This window comes from Streptomyces sp. NPDC048392 (assembly GCF_043200575.1).
GTDB lineage: Bacteria > Actinomycetota > Actinomycetes > Streptomycetales > Streptomycetaceae > Streptomyces.
In genome coordinates, this window is the sequence record NZ_JBICYB010000008.1 from 65634 (window position 1) to 81325 (window position 15692).

Genomic DNA, 15692 nt, shown 5'->3' on the forward strand with positions numbered 1-15692 from the left:
AGTCGCTCACCCGGCCGCACGACCGCCGACGGGGTCACCGGCGAGGCGACCGGGTGCCGTAAAGCCAGGTCAGCGGCCGAATCCCGCCAGCTTGCCGCGCAGTTGCAACACCGATTTGGTATGGATCTGGCTGACCCGGCTCTCGGTCACCCCCAACACGTTCCCGATCTCGGCGAGCGTGAGGCCCTCGTAGTAGTACAGCGTGACGACGGTCTTCTCCCGTTCCGGCAGCGTGTTGATCGCCCGGGCCAGGAGCCGCCGCAGCTCCCGGTCCTCGGCGACCTCCACCGGGTTGTCGGCGGCGGTGTCCTCCAGCGTGTCCATCAGGCTCAGCCGGTCGCCGCCCTCGCCCCCCGCGTGCAGCAGCTCCTCCAGGGCCACCACGTTGGCCAGCGACAACTGACTGAAGACCGCGTGCAGGTCCTCCACCGCGATCCCCATCTCCGCGGCCACCTCACTCTCCGACGGGGTGCGGCGCAGCCGTGCCTCCAGCGTCGCGTACGCGCGCTCCACGTTCCGCGCCTTCTGCCGCACCGACCTCGGGATCCAGTCCAGCGCCCGCAGTTCGTCGATCATCGCGCCCCGGATCCGGGTGATCGCGTACGTCTCGAACTTGATCTCGCGGTCGACGTCGAACTTCTCGATGGCGTCGATCAGGCCGAACACCCCGGAGGAGACGAAGTCGGCCTGTTCGACATTGGGCGGCAGCCCCACGCTGACCCGGCCCGCCACGTACTTGACGAGGGGCGAGTAGTGCAGGATCAGCTGTTCTCGCAGCCGCTCGTCGCCGGTCGCCTTGTACGACCGCCACAGCTCGTCGAGCGTCGAGGGGGCGGACGGTCGCACGCTGCCACCGTCGCGGGCGGCTGGGGGGATCGCCGCCCGGTCGGACCCGGAGGTGTGCTGGGGCATTCGTCGCCTAGTGCCGTTCTGCCGTGATGTGGTGTGCCTGAGGCCGCCGGTCTGCTGTTTGGTTGTCGCCTGTGTCGGCCGTCTGCGTGGGGGTCATCGTGAGCGTAGCGTGACTGGACCGTCGCGGTGTGCGAAGGAACGGGTAGGGACCGTACGCAGATACGTTCCGCTGAACGCTCCACAGGGGGGACGATGATCGCTCCGGGTGATCACTCGACTACCTCAACTGCCGGAATCCCCAGGGGCGTCGGGGTTCCCCCGGACGGCCGAACACGGTGCGTCAGCACGGGCTCCGACCACTGCGGACCGGGACCATCGCCTGGCGTGTCAACTTCCAGCCGTCGCCGTGTCGTTCGACGTAACCGAGTGCTCGAAGCTCGTACAGTCTCGCGACCGCGTCGTCCTGGGTGGTCTGGGCGCGGCGTGCCACCTCCGCCGCCGTGGCCGTGCCTCGCGCGGGGAGCCCGGCGAGCACCTGACGGGTCCGGGCCTCCAGGAGGTCGGTGGGCAGGACCGGCCCGCGCCGCTCCGGAGGCAGCTCACCCATGTCGCCGACCAGTTCGACCACCTCGGCGGCGTCGCCGACGAGCACGGCGTCACCGCGCAGCAGTTCGTGCACACCCGCGGAGAGCACGCTGGTCGCCGGCCCCGGCACACCCATCACGTGCCGGCCCAGGCGCCGGGCCGCACGGGCGGTGACCAGCGAACCGCTCCGGTAGGCGGCCTCGACGACCACGGTCCCCCGGGTGAGCGCGGCGATCACGCGGTTGCGCAGGATGAATCTGCTCGGCGTCGGATGATCGCCCGGGGGCAGCTCGCCGACGACGAGGCCCTGTTCGGCGATCCTGTTGATCAGCGCGGTGTGCCCGGGAGGATAGGGGCGGTCGACACCGCAGGCGAGGACGGCCGCGGTGGCACCCCCGGCTCCGAGGGCACCCCGGTGGGCGGCGCCGTCGACCCCGTACGCGCCGCCGGACACCACGACCCAGCCGCGTTCGGCCAGGTCGGCGGCGAGGGTGGCGGCCATGTGGGCGCCGTACTCGGTGCAGGCGCGGGCGCCGACGACGGCGACCGACCTGAGCGCCCACATGCGCAGACTGGGACCGCCCCGCACCCACAGCCCGAGCGGCCGGGCGTCACCGAGGTCGTCGAGCTGCCCCGGCCACTCGGCGGTCCCGGGTACCACGAACCGCGCCCCCGCGGACCGCGCGACGGCCAGGTCCCGGCGGGGATCGGCCCGGCTCGCACGGGCACACAGCCCGGCCCACCGCTTCTCGCTCGCCCCCGGCAGGGCACGCCCGCCCCCGCGCAGACGCCGAGCCACCTCCAGTACACCGCGCTCCCGGACCCACCGTCCGCCCGCCTCGTCGCCGGGCTCGATGACCCGGGCGAGGAAGACCCGCCCGAGCAACTCGGCGTCCGCCGGGCCCACCGGTCCCTCACCGCACGGCCCGGTCCCGCCGGGAACCGTGCCGCCCCTGCGGGCACCGACGCGGTCGCCGGCGACGGCACCGACGGTCATCCCGGCGCCCCCGGTCGCGGCCTCGTCCCCGTTTCCGGCCTCGTCCCCGTTACCGGCACCGTCTCCTCCCGGACCGGCGTCTCTCGGACCGGCGCCTCTCGTCCCCGTGTTCTCCCCGTTCCCGGCGCCGCCGTCTCCCGGGTCGGCGCCCCTCGCCACGGCGCCACCCCCGGATCCGGCACGCGTCGCCGCCTCCCGCTCGGCCGGATCGCCGCCGAAGGACACGGTGTCCTCGCCGAACAAGGCGTCGTGCCCCGCCGGAACGTCGCCGCCCGTCGACCCTGCTGCCCCGCTCGCGGCGTCCCCGATCGACGCGGCGTCGGCGCTCACGTCAGTGCTCCCAGAGCCATCGGCACACCCCGCGGCACTCCCGTGCGCAGCTGTAGTGCCAGGGCGACGTCCCGCGCCTCGGGGCGGTCATGGCCGACGAGGTCCGCGACGGTCCAGGCGACGCGCAGGACCCGGTCGAGACCACGGGCGGTGAGCACGCCGCGTTCCAGGCTGCGCTCCGCCTCCTCCAGCGCACCGGGTGCGGCCCGCCAGCGACTGCGCAGCTCCCGGCCCGGCACCTCGCTGTTCGACCGCCACGGGGTGCCCGCGAGGCGTGCGGCCGCCCGCTCCCGTGCCGCGCGCACCCGGTCGGCGACCTTTGCGGTGGCGTCGCCCCGGGGACCGTCCCCCGCCAGCTGGCCACGCGTGACCCGGTCCACCTCGACCCGCAGGTCCACCCGGTCGAGCAGTGGGCCGGACAGCCTGGCCTGGTAGCGGCGGATCGCCGAGGGCGGGCACTCGCACGGTTCGTCCCTCTGGGAGAGCCTCCCGCACGGACAGGGATTGGCGGCGAGCACCATCAGAAACCGCGCCGGGAAGCGCACCACGCCCGCGCTGCGCGCGATGACGACGTGCCCGGCCTCCAGCGGCTGGCGCAGGGCGTCGAGCGCGTGGCTGCTGAACTCCGGGGTCTCGTCCAGAAACAGGACGCCTCGGTGCGCCAGCGACACGGCGCCCGGCCGCGCGATGCCGGGGCCGCCCCCGACGAGGGCCTGCATCGTGGCTGAGTGGTGCGGAGCGCAGTAGGGGGCCACGTCGATCAGGGGCTTGCCCGGCGGCAGCAGTCCCGACACCGAGTGCACGGCGGTCACCTCCAGGGACTCCGTGCGGCAGAGGCGGGGCAGGATGGCGGGCAGCCGTTCGGCGAGCATGGTCTTGCCGGCGCCGGGCGGTCCCTCCAGGAACAGGTGATGGCGGCCGGCCGCGGCTACCTCCACCGCCGTGCGCGCCGATTCCTGGCCGACCACGTCGGCGAGGTCGTGGCCGTGGTCGTGCTGGGCCGCTCCCATGCTGTGCATCCCGGTGGCCGCCCCCGTGCCGGGCATGCGCAGGCCGGCGAGGAGCGGGTCGGGGCGGCCCTGCCGGTCCTGTTCCTCCTCCGGCACGGGTTCGTCGGCGAGGACGGCGATCAGCTGGCGCAGGCTGCGCACGCCGAGCACCGACACGCCTGGCACCAGTGACGCCTCGGCGGCGGCGCACTCCGGGACGACCACCTGTTCGTATCCGGCCTCGGCCGCGGCCAGGACCGCCGGCAGGATGCCGCGCACCGGCCGCACCCGGCCGTCCAGACCCAGCTCCCCGATCATCACGATGTCGGCGAGCACCCGCGGGTCGATCCGCTCCGCGGCGCCCAGGACGGCCGCCGCGACGGCCACATCGAAGCCGCTGCCGCCCTTGGGCACCGAAGCCGGACTGAGTCCCACCGTCAGCTTCTTCTGCGGCCACTCCGCGCCCGAGTTCACCACCGCGGCCCGCACCCGGTCCCGGCTCTCCGTCAGGCTCTTGTCCGGCAGTCCCACCAGCGTGAACGCCGCCACGCCCGGTTCCAGGTCGGCCTGGACCTCGACCACCACGCCCTCGACGCCGACGAGCGCCACCGAGCACGTACGCGCGAACCCCATCACGCCACCCCTCGGACGTGCTCGACCACGGGGGCTCCGCGCTGCGGGAGGAGCACGCCGACCAGGTCGATGCGGACGCCGCCGGGCGGCGCTCCTCCGTGGGTCTGGACCCAGCGCTCGGCGAGCCTCCGCAGCCGCTCCGCCTTCTCCGGGGTCACGGCGGCCATCGGGTGCTCGAACGAGCCGCCCCGGCGCGTCTTGACCTCGCAGACGACCAGGGCGTCTCCGTCGCGGGCCACGATGTCGATCTCGCCGGTCCTGCCGCAGCGCCAGTTGCGCTCCACGACGGTCATCCCTGCACCGGTCAGCCGGCGGGCGGCGAGTGTCTCGCCGTACCTGCCCATCGCACCTCGTGCGTTCATGTCGGCACCACCTCCGGCGCCAACGATGAGGGCAGCTCAGCGAGCTATTGGATCTTGGTGGACGGTCGGACGGCTGTGGACAACCTCGTCACCCGTGCGAGTGGGACCCGTCGATCACGCGATCGTCCGGCTCGTCCGGCGGCTCCCACCACTCGGTCACCCACTACTTGATCACCCGCCGGCCGTCAGCCGCCGGCCGTCAGCCGCCGGGAAGCTCCAGGTCGCTCTTGTTCAGCTCCTCGATGTTCACGTCCTTGAACGTCAACACCCTCACCTGCTTGACGAACCGAGCCGGCCGATACATGTCCCAAACCCAGGCATCAGCCATGGAGACCTCGAAGAACACCTCACCCTGCACCGAGTGCACCTGCATCTCGTAGTCGTTGGTGAGGTAGAAGCGCCGCTCGGTCTCGATCACGTATTTGAACAGACCGACGACGTCGCGGTACTCCCGGTAGAGCTTGAGCTCCATCTCGGTCTCGTACTTCTCGAGGTCCTCGGCGCTCATGGCATGTTCCCCTTCAGCCGTGCGGTCCCACCATTGTGCGCCAGTCCCGCGCGCCCCTAGACGATTTCGGTGTCCAGGGTCACCGGCCCGGCCGGGGGACCTTCGTCGAGCAGCTTGAGCAGCAGCTCGGCGAGTCTGGTCGGATACACCGTCTCATGTGCCCGGGTCAGTTCCCGACACGTCCACCAGCGCGCTCCGGCGACGCTGCGCCGCTCCAGTTCGGTGAGGCCGACGGCCTCGGTGGCGGTCTGGGTGGTGCGGGCCAGGTAGTACCACTCGTCCTGGTCCCAGCGGCGGCCCGCGAAGGGAAAGGAACACCTGCGCCGCCACAGCACCGGGCCGAGCTCGACGTCGGTGATGCCGGTCTCCTCCAGGAGCTCGCGCCGGGCGGCCTCCTCCCGGGTCTCGTCGCCCTCCACGCCGCCGCCGGGGGTGAACCACCAGTCGTCGGCCGGATCGTCCGGTTCGTGGCCGTGCAGCAGCAGGATGCGGTCCTCCGGGTCGAGCAGCACGACCCGGGCGACCCGGCGCAGGCCGCCCTCGTAGGTGTCCTGCCCCGCCGGGGTCACGTCAGCGGCCACCGGTGGGCTCCGCTCCGCTCCGTGCGCGGGAGGCCCCGGCCCGCTTGGCGAGGGGGCCGTAGGCGGCGCCGCCCAGGATCAGCACCACCCCGGCGATCACCAGCGCGACGACCGTCCGCAGGGGGCCCGGCGAGGAGAGGCCGCCCAGGGCCCCGAAGCCGGTCGGCCGCTCCAGCATGCCGTTCATGGGCCAGACCACGGCGTCGACGCGGGCGCTCACGGCGCCGCGTGACACCGTGCCGCCGGCCGCGTCGGTGAGGTGAGCGGTGGAGTCCAGGGAGGTGTCGCGCTCGTCGCCGAGCAGGAAGAGGCGGCCCTCCGGGACGGTCACGGTCTGGAAGTCGCTGCTCTCGGCCGGTGTGCCGGCGGGCAGGTACGGCTCGTCGATCACCTTGCCGTTGACCTTCAGCTTGCCCTTCTGGCAGCAGGAGACGGTGTCCCCGCCGATGGCGACGACCCGCTTGACCATCGGGGCGTTGGCCCAGGTCGCGTCCTTGAACACGACGACGTCGCCGCGGCGGACGGCGGCACCGTCGATGCGCTGCGCCAGGACCCGGTCACCGGCGTCGATCGTCGGCGTCATCGAGCTGGTCGGCACGGTGTAGGGGCGGTAGACCACCGCTCCCCAGGCGAACCCGCCGAGGAACAGCACCAGGCCCAGCGCGACGGCGAGGCCGGACAGCCGCTGACCGGTCCGGCTGCCCACCGGACCCTTGTTCGCTCCGCCGCCGCGCGGGGCCGTACGTGTCGTGCTCTCGCCACCCATGGAGCCGCACCTTACCCGGCGGTACCGGAACGGGGCAGCCCCCTGCCCGGGGCCGGGAGGCGGCCGGGAGGGACCTGTCCCGTCGAGGACACACGGCCGATGCGGCTCAGCGGGCCTCGGCGCGAGCGGTGCGGCGACGGCGCCACCAGACGACCGGGACCACGCCGGCGACGGTCAGGCCCTGGGGTGCGACCGAGAGCGCGGCGGCGGCCGAGGGCCGGGCTGCCTGCAGACCGTCCTGGCCGAAGGTGTCGGGAACCGACAGGGTGTCCCAGTGGTTCATCGGCCAGGCGACCACGATGGCGCGGCCGACGACCTCGTCCACCGGGACCATGCCGCCGTTCTTGTCCGCCTGGTTGTAGCGCGAGTCCCGGGAGTTCTGCCGGTGGTCGCCCATGACCCAGATCCTGCCCTGGGGCACCGTGACCTTGAACCGGCCGCCCTGGTCGTCGTCGGAGCACGGCGTGTTGCCGGGGTAGACGTACGGCTCGTTCAGCGCCTTGCCGTTGACCTTGAGCGGGCCCGTCTTGTTGCACTCGACCGTGTCGCCGGCGACGCCGATGACACGCTTGATCAGGTCCTTCTCGTCCGCGGACGGCATGAGACCGATCCAGCTGAGGACCGTCTGCAGTGCGTTCGGGTCGGGTGTCGGCTCGCCCGCGAGCCAGTCGTCGGGGTCGTGGAAGACGACGACCTCGCCGCGCTCGGGCTCCGAGCCGAACCACGGGGTCAGCTTGTCGACCAGAACCCGGTCACCGATCCGAAGGGTGTTCTCCATCGAGGACGAGGGGATCGAGAACGCCTGCACCAGGAACGTCTTGATCAGCAGGGCGAGCACCAGCGCGATACCGATCAGGATCGGCAGCTCCTTCCAGAAGGAGCGCTGCTTCTTGTCCGCGGGGGGCGTCGCGGGAGGTGTCCCGCCGACTCCCTCGTCCTGGGTCCCGCCGTCGCGTCCGTTCGTCACCCTGCCGTCCTCGGTCCCGGAGCCGTACCCGGAGTCCGGGGCAGCGTCCGCGGCCTGGCCTGCGGTCTCCTCGGGGCGTCCGCGGTTCTCCTCGCCGTCGTGTCCGGACCGTGCGCCAACCGCCACATCCCCCACGCCAACTCCTTACTCTCTGCCACCGCCTGCCCCGGAAACGACGCAGGCCCACCACTCCCATAACGAGCGGGAGTTCCGCAGGGGTCGGGAGTTGAATCATCGCGTTCGGATCGTAGGGGGCAACCCTATGCGACAGCCGGGGAGCGGCGGTCGAACCGGGGGCCGAGTCGGACACGGACGCGTACGTCGTCGGTTCGTCCAGGGTGGTCCAGTGACCGAACGGCCAGGCGATCACCATGGCCCGCCCCACCACTTCGTCCTCCGACACCGTGCCGAAGTCGGTCTCCTGGTGGAAGCGGGAGTCGGCGGAGTTGGAGCGGTGGTCCCCCATCACCCACAGCCGCCCCTCGGGGACGGTGACGTCGAACGGCGTCCTGGACGGGGTGTCGCCGGGGTACAGGTAGTCCTCGTCCAGGGGAACGCCGTTGACGGTGAGGTGCCCCTGTTTGTCGCAGCACTCGACGTGGTCCCCGCCCACGCCGACGACCCGCTTGATGAGGTCCTTCTCGTCGTCGGACGGCAGCAGGCCGATGAAGGCGAGGCCCTCCTTGACCTGCTTGACGACGACGGGGTCGTCCTTCTTGGTGGTCTGCTCGCCCTGGAGCCAGCCACCGGGGTCCCGGAAGACCACCACGTCCCCGCGCTGCGGCTCGGAACCGAACCAGGGGGTGAGCTTGTCCACGAGGACGCGGTCGCCGATCCGGATGGTCTGCTCCATGGAGCCGGACGGGATCACGAAGGCCTGGACGAGGAAGGTCTTCAGCACCAGCGCTATGAGGACCGCGACGCCGATGAGGAGCGGGATCTCCTTGACGGCGCCGCGCCTGCGCCGCCGTTTGACCTTGCGCTGGAGTCTGCGGCGCTCGGCGCGCGAGCGGCCGCCGGACGGCGCGGCGGTGCGCCTCGATCCGGTGGGCAGCAGGTTCTCCGTGGGGCTGCTGGGCGCTCCCCGTGGCTTGCCCCGGCTACCCATCGGCGTCCCCGGCGTGCGCCGTCCCGGTCTCCGCGGCCGCCGAGGCCTCCGCGTCCGGCACGCGCGCGTAGGCCTCGGGACGGTCGAGGCGGGTGGCGTGACCCAAGGGCCAGACGATCCAGTCGGCGCGGCCGATCACGTCGTCCAGCGGGACCATCCCACCGCCCGGAGAGCCCAGGTGGTCGCGGGAGTCGCTGGAGTCGGCCCGGTGGTCGCCGAGGACGAAGAGGGTGCCGTCGGGGACGACGATGTCGAAGGGGACGGTGGACGGGCGGTTGCCGGGGTACAGGAACGCCGACTCGTCGACCGACTGGCCGTTCACCCGGACCCTCCCCTCCCTGTCGCAGCACACCACGTGGTCCCCGCCCACACCGACAACGCGTTTGATGTAGTCGCCGTGCCCGAAGACCCCGGTGCCGTCGAAGACGACGATGTCGCCCCGCTGCGGCCGGCCATCGAAACGGTACGCCAACTTGTTTACGAGAACCCGGTCACCGATCCTCAATCCGGGTTCCATCGATCCGCTGGGGATCTGGAACGGCTGCAACACGAAGGTGCTGAGGAGCAGCAGGAACAGCAGGAGGGTCAGCAGGGTCACGGTGATCCGGCCGCCCGGCACCCAGTCCCTGATCCGCCCCGTGAACGCGGAACGCGACCGTTCCTCCGGGCCCTCCGGATCCGAGGGCTGCTCGGAGTCGGAAGGGCGGGAGGAGCGGTCGCGCTCCGTGTGCTGTGCTTCGGTGTCCATCGGGGCCAGATGCTATCCGGCCCCGGCACGGACCTCGGAGGGCGCTCAGTTGTCGCGCTTCTCCTTGATCTTGGCGGCCTTGCCGCGCAGCTCGCGCAGGTAGTACAGCTTCGCGCGGCGGACGTCACCGCGGGTGACGAGCTCGATCTTCTCCACGATCGGGGTGTGCACCGGGAAGGTGCGCTCGACGCCGACGGAGAAGGAGACCTTGCGGACCGTGAAGGTCTCGCGCACGCCGGCGCCCTGGCGGCGGATGACTACGCCCTTGAACTGCTGCACACGGGAGCGGTTGCCCTCGATGACGCGCACGTGGACGTTGACGGTGTCGCCGGGGCGGAAGGCCGGGACGTCGCTGCGCAGCGACGCGGCGTCGACGGTGTCGAGCAGGTGAGACATTTCGTCTGCTTTCCTCGCTGATGCCACAGGTCATCAACGGAAACTAGGTGTTTCGGGAATCAGAGTCGTGCGCGTCGGGACGGGCGTCGTGTCCCCCTGCGGCAGGGGCGCGCTCCGGACGGACGCACAACAGCGGCCTATTCTTCCATGCCCGGGGTCCTGCGCCAAAATCGGCCGTACGGCTCCCCGTCCGGGTCGGGTTGCCAGCCCAGGATGGAGAGCATCTCGCGGTCCTTCTTGTCGAAGACCCCCGGATCGCACCGCTCGACGAGGTCCGGCCGGTTGGCCGTGGTGCGCCGCAGCGCCTCGTCGCGGCGCCAGCGGGCGATCCTTCCGTGGTGGCCGCTGAGCAGCACGTCCGGGATGCCGCGCCCGCGCCACAGGGGCGGCTTGGTGTGGACGGGGCCCTCCAGCAGGTTGGCCATGGCGCCGGGGGCGAAGGAGTCGTCCCGGTGGGACTCGGCGTTGCCGAGGACGCCGGGCAGCAGCCGGGCCACGGCCTCGGTGACGACGAGTACGGCCGCCTCGCCGCCGGCGAGGACGTAGTCGCCGATGGACACCTCGTACACGGGCATCCTGGTCGTGTACTCGTCGACGACGCGGCGGTCGATGCCCTCGTATCGGGCCGGTGTGAAGATCAGCCAGGGCCGCTCGGAGAGGTGGACGGCGAGTTCCTGGGTGAAGGGCCGGCCGCTGGGCGTGGGCACGATGAGGGCGGGCTCGCCGGAGCCGCCCTCGTAGCCGTCGGCCAGGACGGAGTCCAGCGCCTCGCCCCACGGCCCGGTCTTCATGACCATGCCGGGACCGCCGCCGTAGGGGGTGTCGTCGACCGTGTTGTGGCGGTCGTACGTCCAGTCGCGCAGGTCGTGCACGTGGACGCCGAGCTGTCCACGCGCGCGTGCCTTGCCGACGAGGGAGACGTTCAGCGGCTCCAGGTACTCGGGGAAGATCGTGACGACGTCGAGCCGCATCACGCCTCGTCCCCGGCGCTGTCCTCGGCGGCGGCGTCCCGCGCGGAGGCGATCTCGGCCCGGTCGTCGATCAGGCCGGGCGGCGGGTCGATGACCGCGCGCTGCCGGTCCAGGTCGATCTCGGTGACGATCTCGGAGACGAACGGCACGTAGACCTCGCCGCCGTCTGGACGCTCCACCACGAAGAGGTCCTGCGTGGGCAGGTGGGAGATCTCGCTGATCCGGCCGACCTCGGTGCCGTCGGCGGTCACCACGTCCAGGTCGACCAGCTGGTGGTCGTAGTACTCGTCCTCGTCCTCGGGGCGCTCGTCCGGGTCCACGTCGGCGATGAGGAGGGTGTTGCGCAGCGCCTCGGCTCCGGTGCGGTCGTGGACGCCGGCGAAGCGCAGCAGGAGGCGGCCGCTGTGCACGCGGCCGGTCTCGATGGTGAGCGGTCCGGTGGAGGCGGGATCGGTGGTCAGTACGGCACCGGGCCCGAGCCTCAGCTCCGGCTCGTCGGTGCGGACCTCGACGGTCACCTCGCCCTTGATCCCGTGGGCGCGGCCGATGCGCGCGACTACCAGCTGCACTGTGCTTGATCTCCTGTCGGAACTGCGACGAACCGGTACGGCTCGTACGGCACCGGTCACGACTCGTACGGCACCGGTCACGGCTCGTACGACCGCGGCTCATACGACTGCGGGCCGGGGACGGCCCAGTGGCCCTCCCCGGCCCGAGCCGGTGCTGCGATTGGCGTCAGCGGACGTGGTCCACGTCGACGAGGTCGACGCGGACACCGCGGCCGCCGATGGCGCCCACGACGGTGCGCAGCGCGCGTGCGGTGCGGCCGTTGCGGCCGATCACCTTGCCGAGGTCGTCCGGGTGGACCCGGACCTCGAGCACACGTCCGCGACGCAGGTCGCGCGAGGCGACCTGCACATCGTCAGGATTGTCGACGATGCCCTTCACGAGGTGCTCGAGAGCCTCCTCGAGCATGCTCAGGCCTCGGTCGACTCGGACGAGGAGGACTCAGCGGCGGCCTCGTCCTTCTTGTCGGCCTTCTTCTTCTGGGTGATCGCCTCACCCTTGCCCTCGTCCTCGCCACCGATCGCCTCGAAGGTCGGGCGGGCCGCCTTCTCGGCCGGCTGCAGCAGCGGCGCCGGGGCGGGCTCGCCCCTGTACTTCTGCCAGTCGCCGGTCTTCTTCAGGATGGCGAGCACGGGCTCGGTCGGCTGGGCGCCGACACCGAGCCAGTACGCGACACGCTCGGCGTCGACCTCCATCACCGACGGGTTGTACGTCGGGTGGTACTTGCCGATCTCCTCGATGGCCCGGCCGTCACGGCGGGTACGGGAGTCGGCGACGACGATGCGGTAGTGAGGCGAACGGATCTTGCCCAGACGCTTCAGCTTGATCTTGACTGCCACGGGAGTGGGTTCTCCTGGATTTGACGTGATTGGGCACGGCGAGAGAGCCGCGTGGGGTTGCGGTACCCGAGTGCCCGATGGACGCGTCAGCCGGAGGAGAGAGGGGTCCTGTGCGACTGTCGAGTACGGCTAGCCATTGTGCCACACGCGGACAGGGCCGTCGGACCGGGGGATCCGGGTCCGCACCGCTGGGCGGACCACTCGGCTCCGGGACGACGGCACCCGCCCCGATCCGGCTGCCACGAGCAGCCGGATCGTCAGCTCATCCCCGCGCCGACCACCTCCGGGATCCGGAACGGCTTGCCGCAGCCGCCGCACACGATGGGGGCCTGGGCCAGCACCGACGGGACGACCCGCACATTGCGCCCGCAGTCGCAGACCGCCTTCACGCGCACCCCTCCCCCGGAGGAGCCGTGGCGGGCGGCCGGACCGCGGAAGCTGCGGGCCGAGTCGGTCGCGGTGGCGGCGGTGTGGGCCTTCAGCGCACGCTGGAGGCGTTCGATCGTCGGCCGGTAGCGGCGCTTCGCCTCGGGAGTGAGCGTGACCAGCGAGAAGCCACTGCTGGGATGCGGCTCCTCGGGATGGTCCAGGCCCAGTTCCTCGGCGATCGCGAGGAATCGGCGGTTGTGGTAGCGCCCCGCGCGGGAGGTGTCGCGTACTCCGCGTGCGGCGGCGATGCCGTGGACTGCCTCATGAAGCAGTCGCTCGAAGGAGAGCGCGTGCCCGCAGGCGGACGACGACTCTCCGATCAGGGATTCGGGCGCGGCAAGATCGGGCAGCTCGGTGTGGTGCCGCTGAATGTCGGCCCACGCCTGCGCCAGCTCTGCGGCGAGAACAGGTGGTGTCGTGCTCACGTAATGACAACGAGCCGGAGTGCCGCTGTGTTCCTATTCCGGGGCATCTCAAATAATTTGCACGTACCCGTCAGTTGCCACTGATGCGTCCCGACGAGGGCGGGTGCGCTGATCTGCGGAGAAGCCTCACAGCTCATACCAAGCTGGTGCGTAGTCCGACGTACGCGCCGGCGCGTAGCCCCTGTCCACGCGCCGGGGGCGTGGAACCCGCGGGTGCGCAAGAGGCGTTTCGGTCGCTGTCGCGTCGGAGGAACATCGTCCGAGGGGCACATCGACCGATGCGACGTTACCCGGTGTGCCGCCGGCGGGCGGCACCGCCCCGCCCCCGGCGCGTCCGGGCACCGTGCGGTGACCGCCGGGCCCGCCGACCTTGGCCGGAACCGCCTCGTCGGCCTCGCGGCCACCCACTGTCATCGTCCACCGGCACGATCCGGCCATCCGGCCAAGGGGCGGACACGGGGCCACCCGGGATATCGCGCGGCCGGGCCACGTTGCCGGGAAGTGAAATCTCGCCACGCTGACGGGGATCGGGCAAACCGGGCCCCGCTACCACTGGACGCCACGGCAAGCCCGGAGTTTCCTGGCATACGGGGGGAGTGCGAGCGCACTGCACGGGGGCCACGGAATCGGGCACGGCGGCAACACTCGGCGATTGGGGCACTTTCCTATGACACCTACGCTCGTGCGGCAGCACCCATCTCACGCGGGGACGACACCTCACGTTGACCTGCGTGCACGCGCGCGTGACTGGTCCGAGATACAGGAGCGGATGCTCGTACCGCTCTACGAGGCCGTCTACGAGCGACTGGACGTGGGCGGCGGCACCCGGGTGCTGGGCCTGGGCTGCGGCTCCGGTCTCGCACTGCTGATGGCCGCCTCGCGCGGTGCCGCGGTGACCGGGGTCGACTCGCGCTCTCCGGAACTCCTGGCCCTGGCCCGGCAGCGCCTGCTGTCCGAGGACTCCGGGGCTCCGGAGCCACCCGGGGCACGGAGCACGCGCGCGCGTGCCGACGCACCACGGATCGTCGAGGGTTCGCCCCAGGACGCGGCGGACCCGTCGGCTCCGGCGTTCACCCTGGTGACCGCCTTCGAGCCCACCGGGTGCCCAGCGGGCGACTCGGAGGGGCTCGGTGAACTGCTCGCCGGGGCCACGCCGCTCGCCGCGCGGGGGGCGGCCGTGGTGCTGGCCGGCTGGGGCCCGCCGGAGCGGTGCGCCACGACGTCGGTGCTGCGGGTGGCCACCAAACTCGCCGACCCGCTGCGCAGCGCGGGCAGGTGGAGGCCCGCCCTGCGCGACGACCTGGAGGAGGTCGCCCAGCGGGCCGGGCTCAGGCCGGACGGCTCTGGCCGGGTGGCGTGCCCGTTCGGCTACGCGAACGCGGGCAGCGCGGTGCGCGGGCTGCTGTCGACCGGGCTGTTCGACGCGGCGGTCGCGGCGACCGACCGGGAGCAGGTCGACAAGGAGCTGACGGAGGCCCTGCATCCGCACCGGCGGCCGGACGGGACCGTGTGGATGCCGAACGTGTTCCGCTACCTGATCGCCCGGATCCCTTGAGGGCCCGTGCGACCCTTCCCGACGACTTCCTGTCGGTTCCGACCGGATACATGCGACACCTGTGCGGCTCTTGACGCACTTCTTCCGATGCAGGTGTGAATGGTGTGAAGAAGCAGGTCCCGGGCTTCTGCGGTTTCCCCCGGAGGATCATGGGCCTCTACTGTGATCGACCGTTCGGGGGAACAGACACATCTGCATACAGGAGCCTGTAGTGCCGTACCACACGACCGCGCTGCGTCTCGCCGCGCCCGTCGCCGTCCTCGCCCTGGCCCTCACCGCGTGCGGGGGCGGCGACGACGACGCCGGCGCAGACGCGAAGAGTTCGGCGACCACCGAGGCTTCGCCCTCGCCCTCTCAGGCGGCGTCGGGCGGTGACATGGCGAAGGGCGAGAGCGCGACGGGCAAGGTCGAGGAGGACCCCGGCGTGGTCACGTACGGCGTTGTGGCCCAGAAGGTCGAGGTGGGCACCGAGGCGGAGGCCGCGAAGGCGGTGGCGGACGCCGCGGACGCCGCGGACAGGGTGCTGGCCACCGCGTACCTCGAGTACACCCACAAGAGCGGACCGGCCCTGACCGAGGGCTCCGAGGTGCACGACGGTGCCACGGTGTTCGCCGACGGCCGACGCGGCGGCGTCCTCATCGGCGCTTCCGAGGACGCGCCGGGCTGCGAGGACCCGTACGACGTAGAGAGCTGGAAGCAGGGCGAGAGCCACGTCTTCTGCGAGACCTACGTGATCCCCGCGGACGCGACGAGCGTGGAGGTGCACTGGTCGGAGGACGACAGCGAGCCCTACGTCTGGAAGTTCCCGCAGAAGTAGGAGCGGCACCCGCGGCACCCGGTTGGAAAAGCCGCTCACCTCTCGTGGTCGTCCTTCGTCGGCCGGTCGCCCTCGTCGGCCTGTTTCGCTGAACTCCGTGCAGGAGAGGGCCGGCTCGTCACCCCCGTTGACGAAGGACGGCACGAGGTCGGCGATGAGGTGGACGATCAGCGCGGCCGGGACCGGGTTCCACCAGCCGCCGCGCATCCGTCTGCCGCCGGACGGCGGTCTGGTGGGGGTCCGGGGCCCGCCCGGGGGTGCCCTCGG

At 71.8% G+C, this 15692-nt stretch carries 17 protein-coding genes and 1 pseudogene; 2 read left to right on the forward strand and 16 right to left on the reverse strand.

Annotated elements, in window-relative coordinates; translation table 11 throughout:
* Positions 1-69: 69 nt before the first annotated feature.
* From whiG to ACGFYH_RS14180, 16 genes and pseudogenes are all read right to left on the reverse strand, one after another.
* Positions 70-912 carry an RNA polymerase sigma factor WhiG gene (whiG, locus tag ACGFYH_RS14105; RefSeq protein ID WP_393803394.1) on the reverse strand — a complete coding sequence of 281 codons (843 nt, stop codon included), beginning with the start codon at positions 910-912 and terminating at the stop codon, positions 70-72.
* Between the two features lie 280 nt (positions 913-1192).
* Positions 1193-2434 (reverse strand): DNA-processing protein DprA, encoded by a 1242-nt coding sequence (dprA, locus tag ACGFYH_RS14110; RefSeq protein ID WP_393803535.1) that lies wholly within the window; start codon positions 2432-2434, stop codon positions 1193-1195.
* Positions 2435-2760: 326 nt separating this feature from the next.
* Positions 2761-4386: a YifB family Mg chelatase-like AAA ATPase gene (locus ACGFYH_RS14115; RefSeq protein ID WP_393803395.1), complete on the reverse strand. Its 1626-nt coding sequence runs from the start codon at positions 4384-4386 to the stop codon at positions 2761-2763.
* Positions 4386-4748, reverse strand: coding sequence for a YraN family protein (locus ACGFYH_RS14120; protein ID WP_393803396.1), 363 nt, complete (start codon positions 4746-4748; stop codon positions 4386-4388). The genes ACGFYH_RS14115 and ACGFYH_RS14120 overlap by 1 nt, the downstream gene beginning before the upstream one ends.
* A gap of 199 nt (positions 4749-4947) precedes the next feature.
* Positions 4948-5256, reverse strand: a complete 309-nt coding sequence (locus ACGFYH_RS14125; protein WP_003965949.1) for a DUF2469 domain-containing protein — start codon at positions 5254-5256, stop codon at positions 4948-4950.
* A gap of 56 nt (positions 5257-5312) precedes the next feature.
* The gene (locus ACGFYH_RS14130) at positions 5313-5837 is read right to left on the reverse strand and encodes an NUDIX hydrolase (protein ID WP_393803397.1); all 525 of its coding nucleotides are present in this window, start codon (positions 5835-5837) and stop codon (positions 5313-5315) included.
* Positions 5827-6603, reverse strand: coding sequence for a signal peptidase I (gene lepB / locus ACGFYH_RS14135; protein ID WP_393803398.1), 777 nt, complete (start codon positions 6601-6603; stop codon positions 5827-5829). Before lepB (ACGFYH_RS14135) ends, ACGFYH_RS14130 begins: the two co-directional genes overlap by 11 nt.
* A 106-nt stretch (positions 6604-6709) precedes the next feature.
* A complete protein-coding gene (lepB, locus tag ACGFYH_RS14140) occupies positions 6710-7705 on the reverse strand; it encodes a signal peptidase I (RefSeq protein ID WP_393803399.1) in 996 nt (331 codons plus the stop codon).
* Positions 7596-8678, reverse strand: a pseudogene (lepB, locus tag ACGFYH_RS14145) (signal peptidase I); the annotation flags it as partial. The pseudogene lepB (ACGFYH_RS14145) and the gene lepB (ACGFYH_RS14140), both read right to left, overlap by 110 nt.
* On the reverse strand, positions 8671-9426 hold the full coding sequence (lepB, locus tag ACGFYH_RS14150) for a signal peptidase I (protein ID WP_393803400.1): 756 nt from the start codon (positions 9424-9426) through the stop codon (positions 8671-8673). The gene lepB (ACGFYH_RS14150) and the pseudogene lepB (ACGFYH_RS14145), both read right to left, overlap by 8 nt.
* A 45-nt stretch (positions 9427-9471) precedes the next feature.
* Positions 9472-9822, reverse strand: coding sequence for a 50S ribosomal protein L19 (gene rplS, locus ACGFYH_RS14155; RefSeq protein WP_030943163.1), 351 nt, complete (start codon positions 9820-9822; stop codon positions 9472-9474).
* A 137-nt stretch (positions 9823-9959) separates the two neighbouring features.
* Positions 9960-10793, reverse strand: a complete 834-nt coding sequence (trmD, locus tag ACGFYH_RS14160; RefSeq protein ID WP_393803401.1) for a tRNA (guanosine(37)-N1)-methyltransferase TrmD — start codon at positions 10791-10793, stop codon at positions 9960-9962.
* On the reverse strand, positions 10793-11362 hold the full coding sequence (rimM, locus tag ACGFYH_RS14165; RefSeq protein WP_393803402.1) for a ribosome maturation factor RimM: 570 nt from the start codon (positions 11360-11362) through the stop codon (positions 10793-10795). The genes trmD and rimM overlap by 1 nt, the downstream gene beginning before the upstream one ends.
* Positions 11363-11528: 166 nt before the next feature.
* Positions 11529-11768 (reverse strand): RNA-binding protein, encoded by a 240-nt coding sequence (locus tag ACGFYH_RS14170; RefSeq protein WP_005479813.1) that lies wholly within the window; start codon positions 11766-11768, stop codon positions 11529-11531.
* A 2-nt stretch (positions 11769-11770) separates the two neighbouring features.
* Positions 11771-12199 carry a 30S ribosomal protein S16 gene (gene rpsP, locus ACGFYH_RS14175; RefSeq protein ID WP_393803403.1) on the reverse strand — a complete coding sequence of 143 codons (429 nt, stop codon included), beginning with the start codon at positions 12197-12199 and terminating at the stop codon, positions 11771-11773.
* 257 nt (positions 12200-12456) lie between these two features.
* Positions 12457-13053 carry a hypothetical protein gene (locus ACGFYH_RS14180; protein ID WP_393803404.1) on the reverse strand — a complete coding sequence of 199 codons (597 nt, stop codon included), beginning with the start codon at positions 13051-13053 and terminating at the stop codon, positions 12457-12459.
* 667 nt (positions 13054-13720) lie between these two features.
* Here ACGFYH_RS14180 and ACGFYH_RS14185 point away from each other — a divergent pair.
* Positions 13721-14608 (forward strand): class I SAM-dependent methyltransferase, encoded by an 888-nt coding sequence (locus tag ACGFYH_RS14185; RefSeq protein ID WP_393803405.1) that lies wholly within the window; start codon positions 13721-13723, stop codon positions 14606-14608.
* Between the two features lie 211 nt (positions 14609-14819).
* Positions 14820-15425, forward strand: a complete 606-nt coding sequence (locus ACGFYH_RS14190; RefSeq protein ID WP_393803406.1) for a hypothetical protein — start codon at positions 14820-14822, stop codon at positions 15423-15425.
* Positions 15426-15692 lie beyond the last annotated feature (267 nt).

What these genes read in the sequence shown, in the direction of transcription:
- whiG (WP_393803394.1), bottom strand. Translation starts at nt 912, where the DNA reads ATGCCCCAGCACACCTCCGGGTCCGACCGGGCGGCGATCCCCCCAGCC.
- dprA (WP_393803535.1), bottom strand. Translation starts at nt 2,434, where the DNA reads ATGACCGTCGGTGCCGTCGCCGGCGACCGCGTCGGTGCCCGCAGGGGC.
- ACGFYH_RS14115 (WP_393803395.1), bottom strand. Translation starts at nt 4,386, where the DNA reads ATGGGGTTCGCGCGTACGTGCTCGGTGGCGCTCGTCGGCGTCGAGGGC.
- ACGFYH_RS14120 (WP_393803396.1), bottom strand. Translation starts at nt 4,748, where the DNA reads ATGAACGCACGAGGTGCGATGGGCAGGTACGGCGAGACACTCGCCGCC.
- ACGFYH_RS14125 (WP_003965949.1), bottom strand. Translation starts at nt 5,256, where the DNA reads ATGAGCGCCGAGGACCTCGAGAAGTACGAGACCGAGATGGAGCTCAAG.
- lepB (WP_393803398.1), bottom strand. Translation starts at nt 6,603, where the DNA reads ATGGGTGGCGAGAGCACGACACGTACGGCCCCGCGCGGCGGCGGAGCG.
- lepB (WP_393803400.1), bottom strand. Translation starts at nt 9,426, where the DNA reads ATGGACACCGAAGCACAGCACACGGAGCGCGACCGCTCCTCCCGCCCT.
- rplS (WP_030943163.1), bottom strand. Translation starts at nt 9,822, where the DNA reads ATGTCTCACCTGCTCGACACCGTCGACGCCGCGTCGCTGCGCAGCGAC.
- trmD (WP_393803401.1), bottom strand. Translation starts at nt 10,793, where the DNA reads ATGCGGCTCGACGTCGTCACGATCTTCCCCGAGTACCTGGAGCCGCTG.
- ACGFYH_RS14170 (WP_005479813.1), bottom strand. Translation starts at nt 11,768, where the DNA reads ATGCTCGAGGAGGCTCTCGAGCACCTCGTGAAGGGCATCGTCGACAAT.
- ACGFYH_RS14185 (WP_393803405.1), top strand. Translation starts at nt 13,721, where the DNA reads ATGACACCTACGCTCGTGCGGCAGCACCCATCTCACGCGGGGACGACA.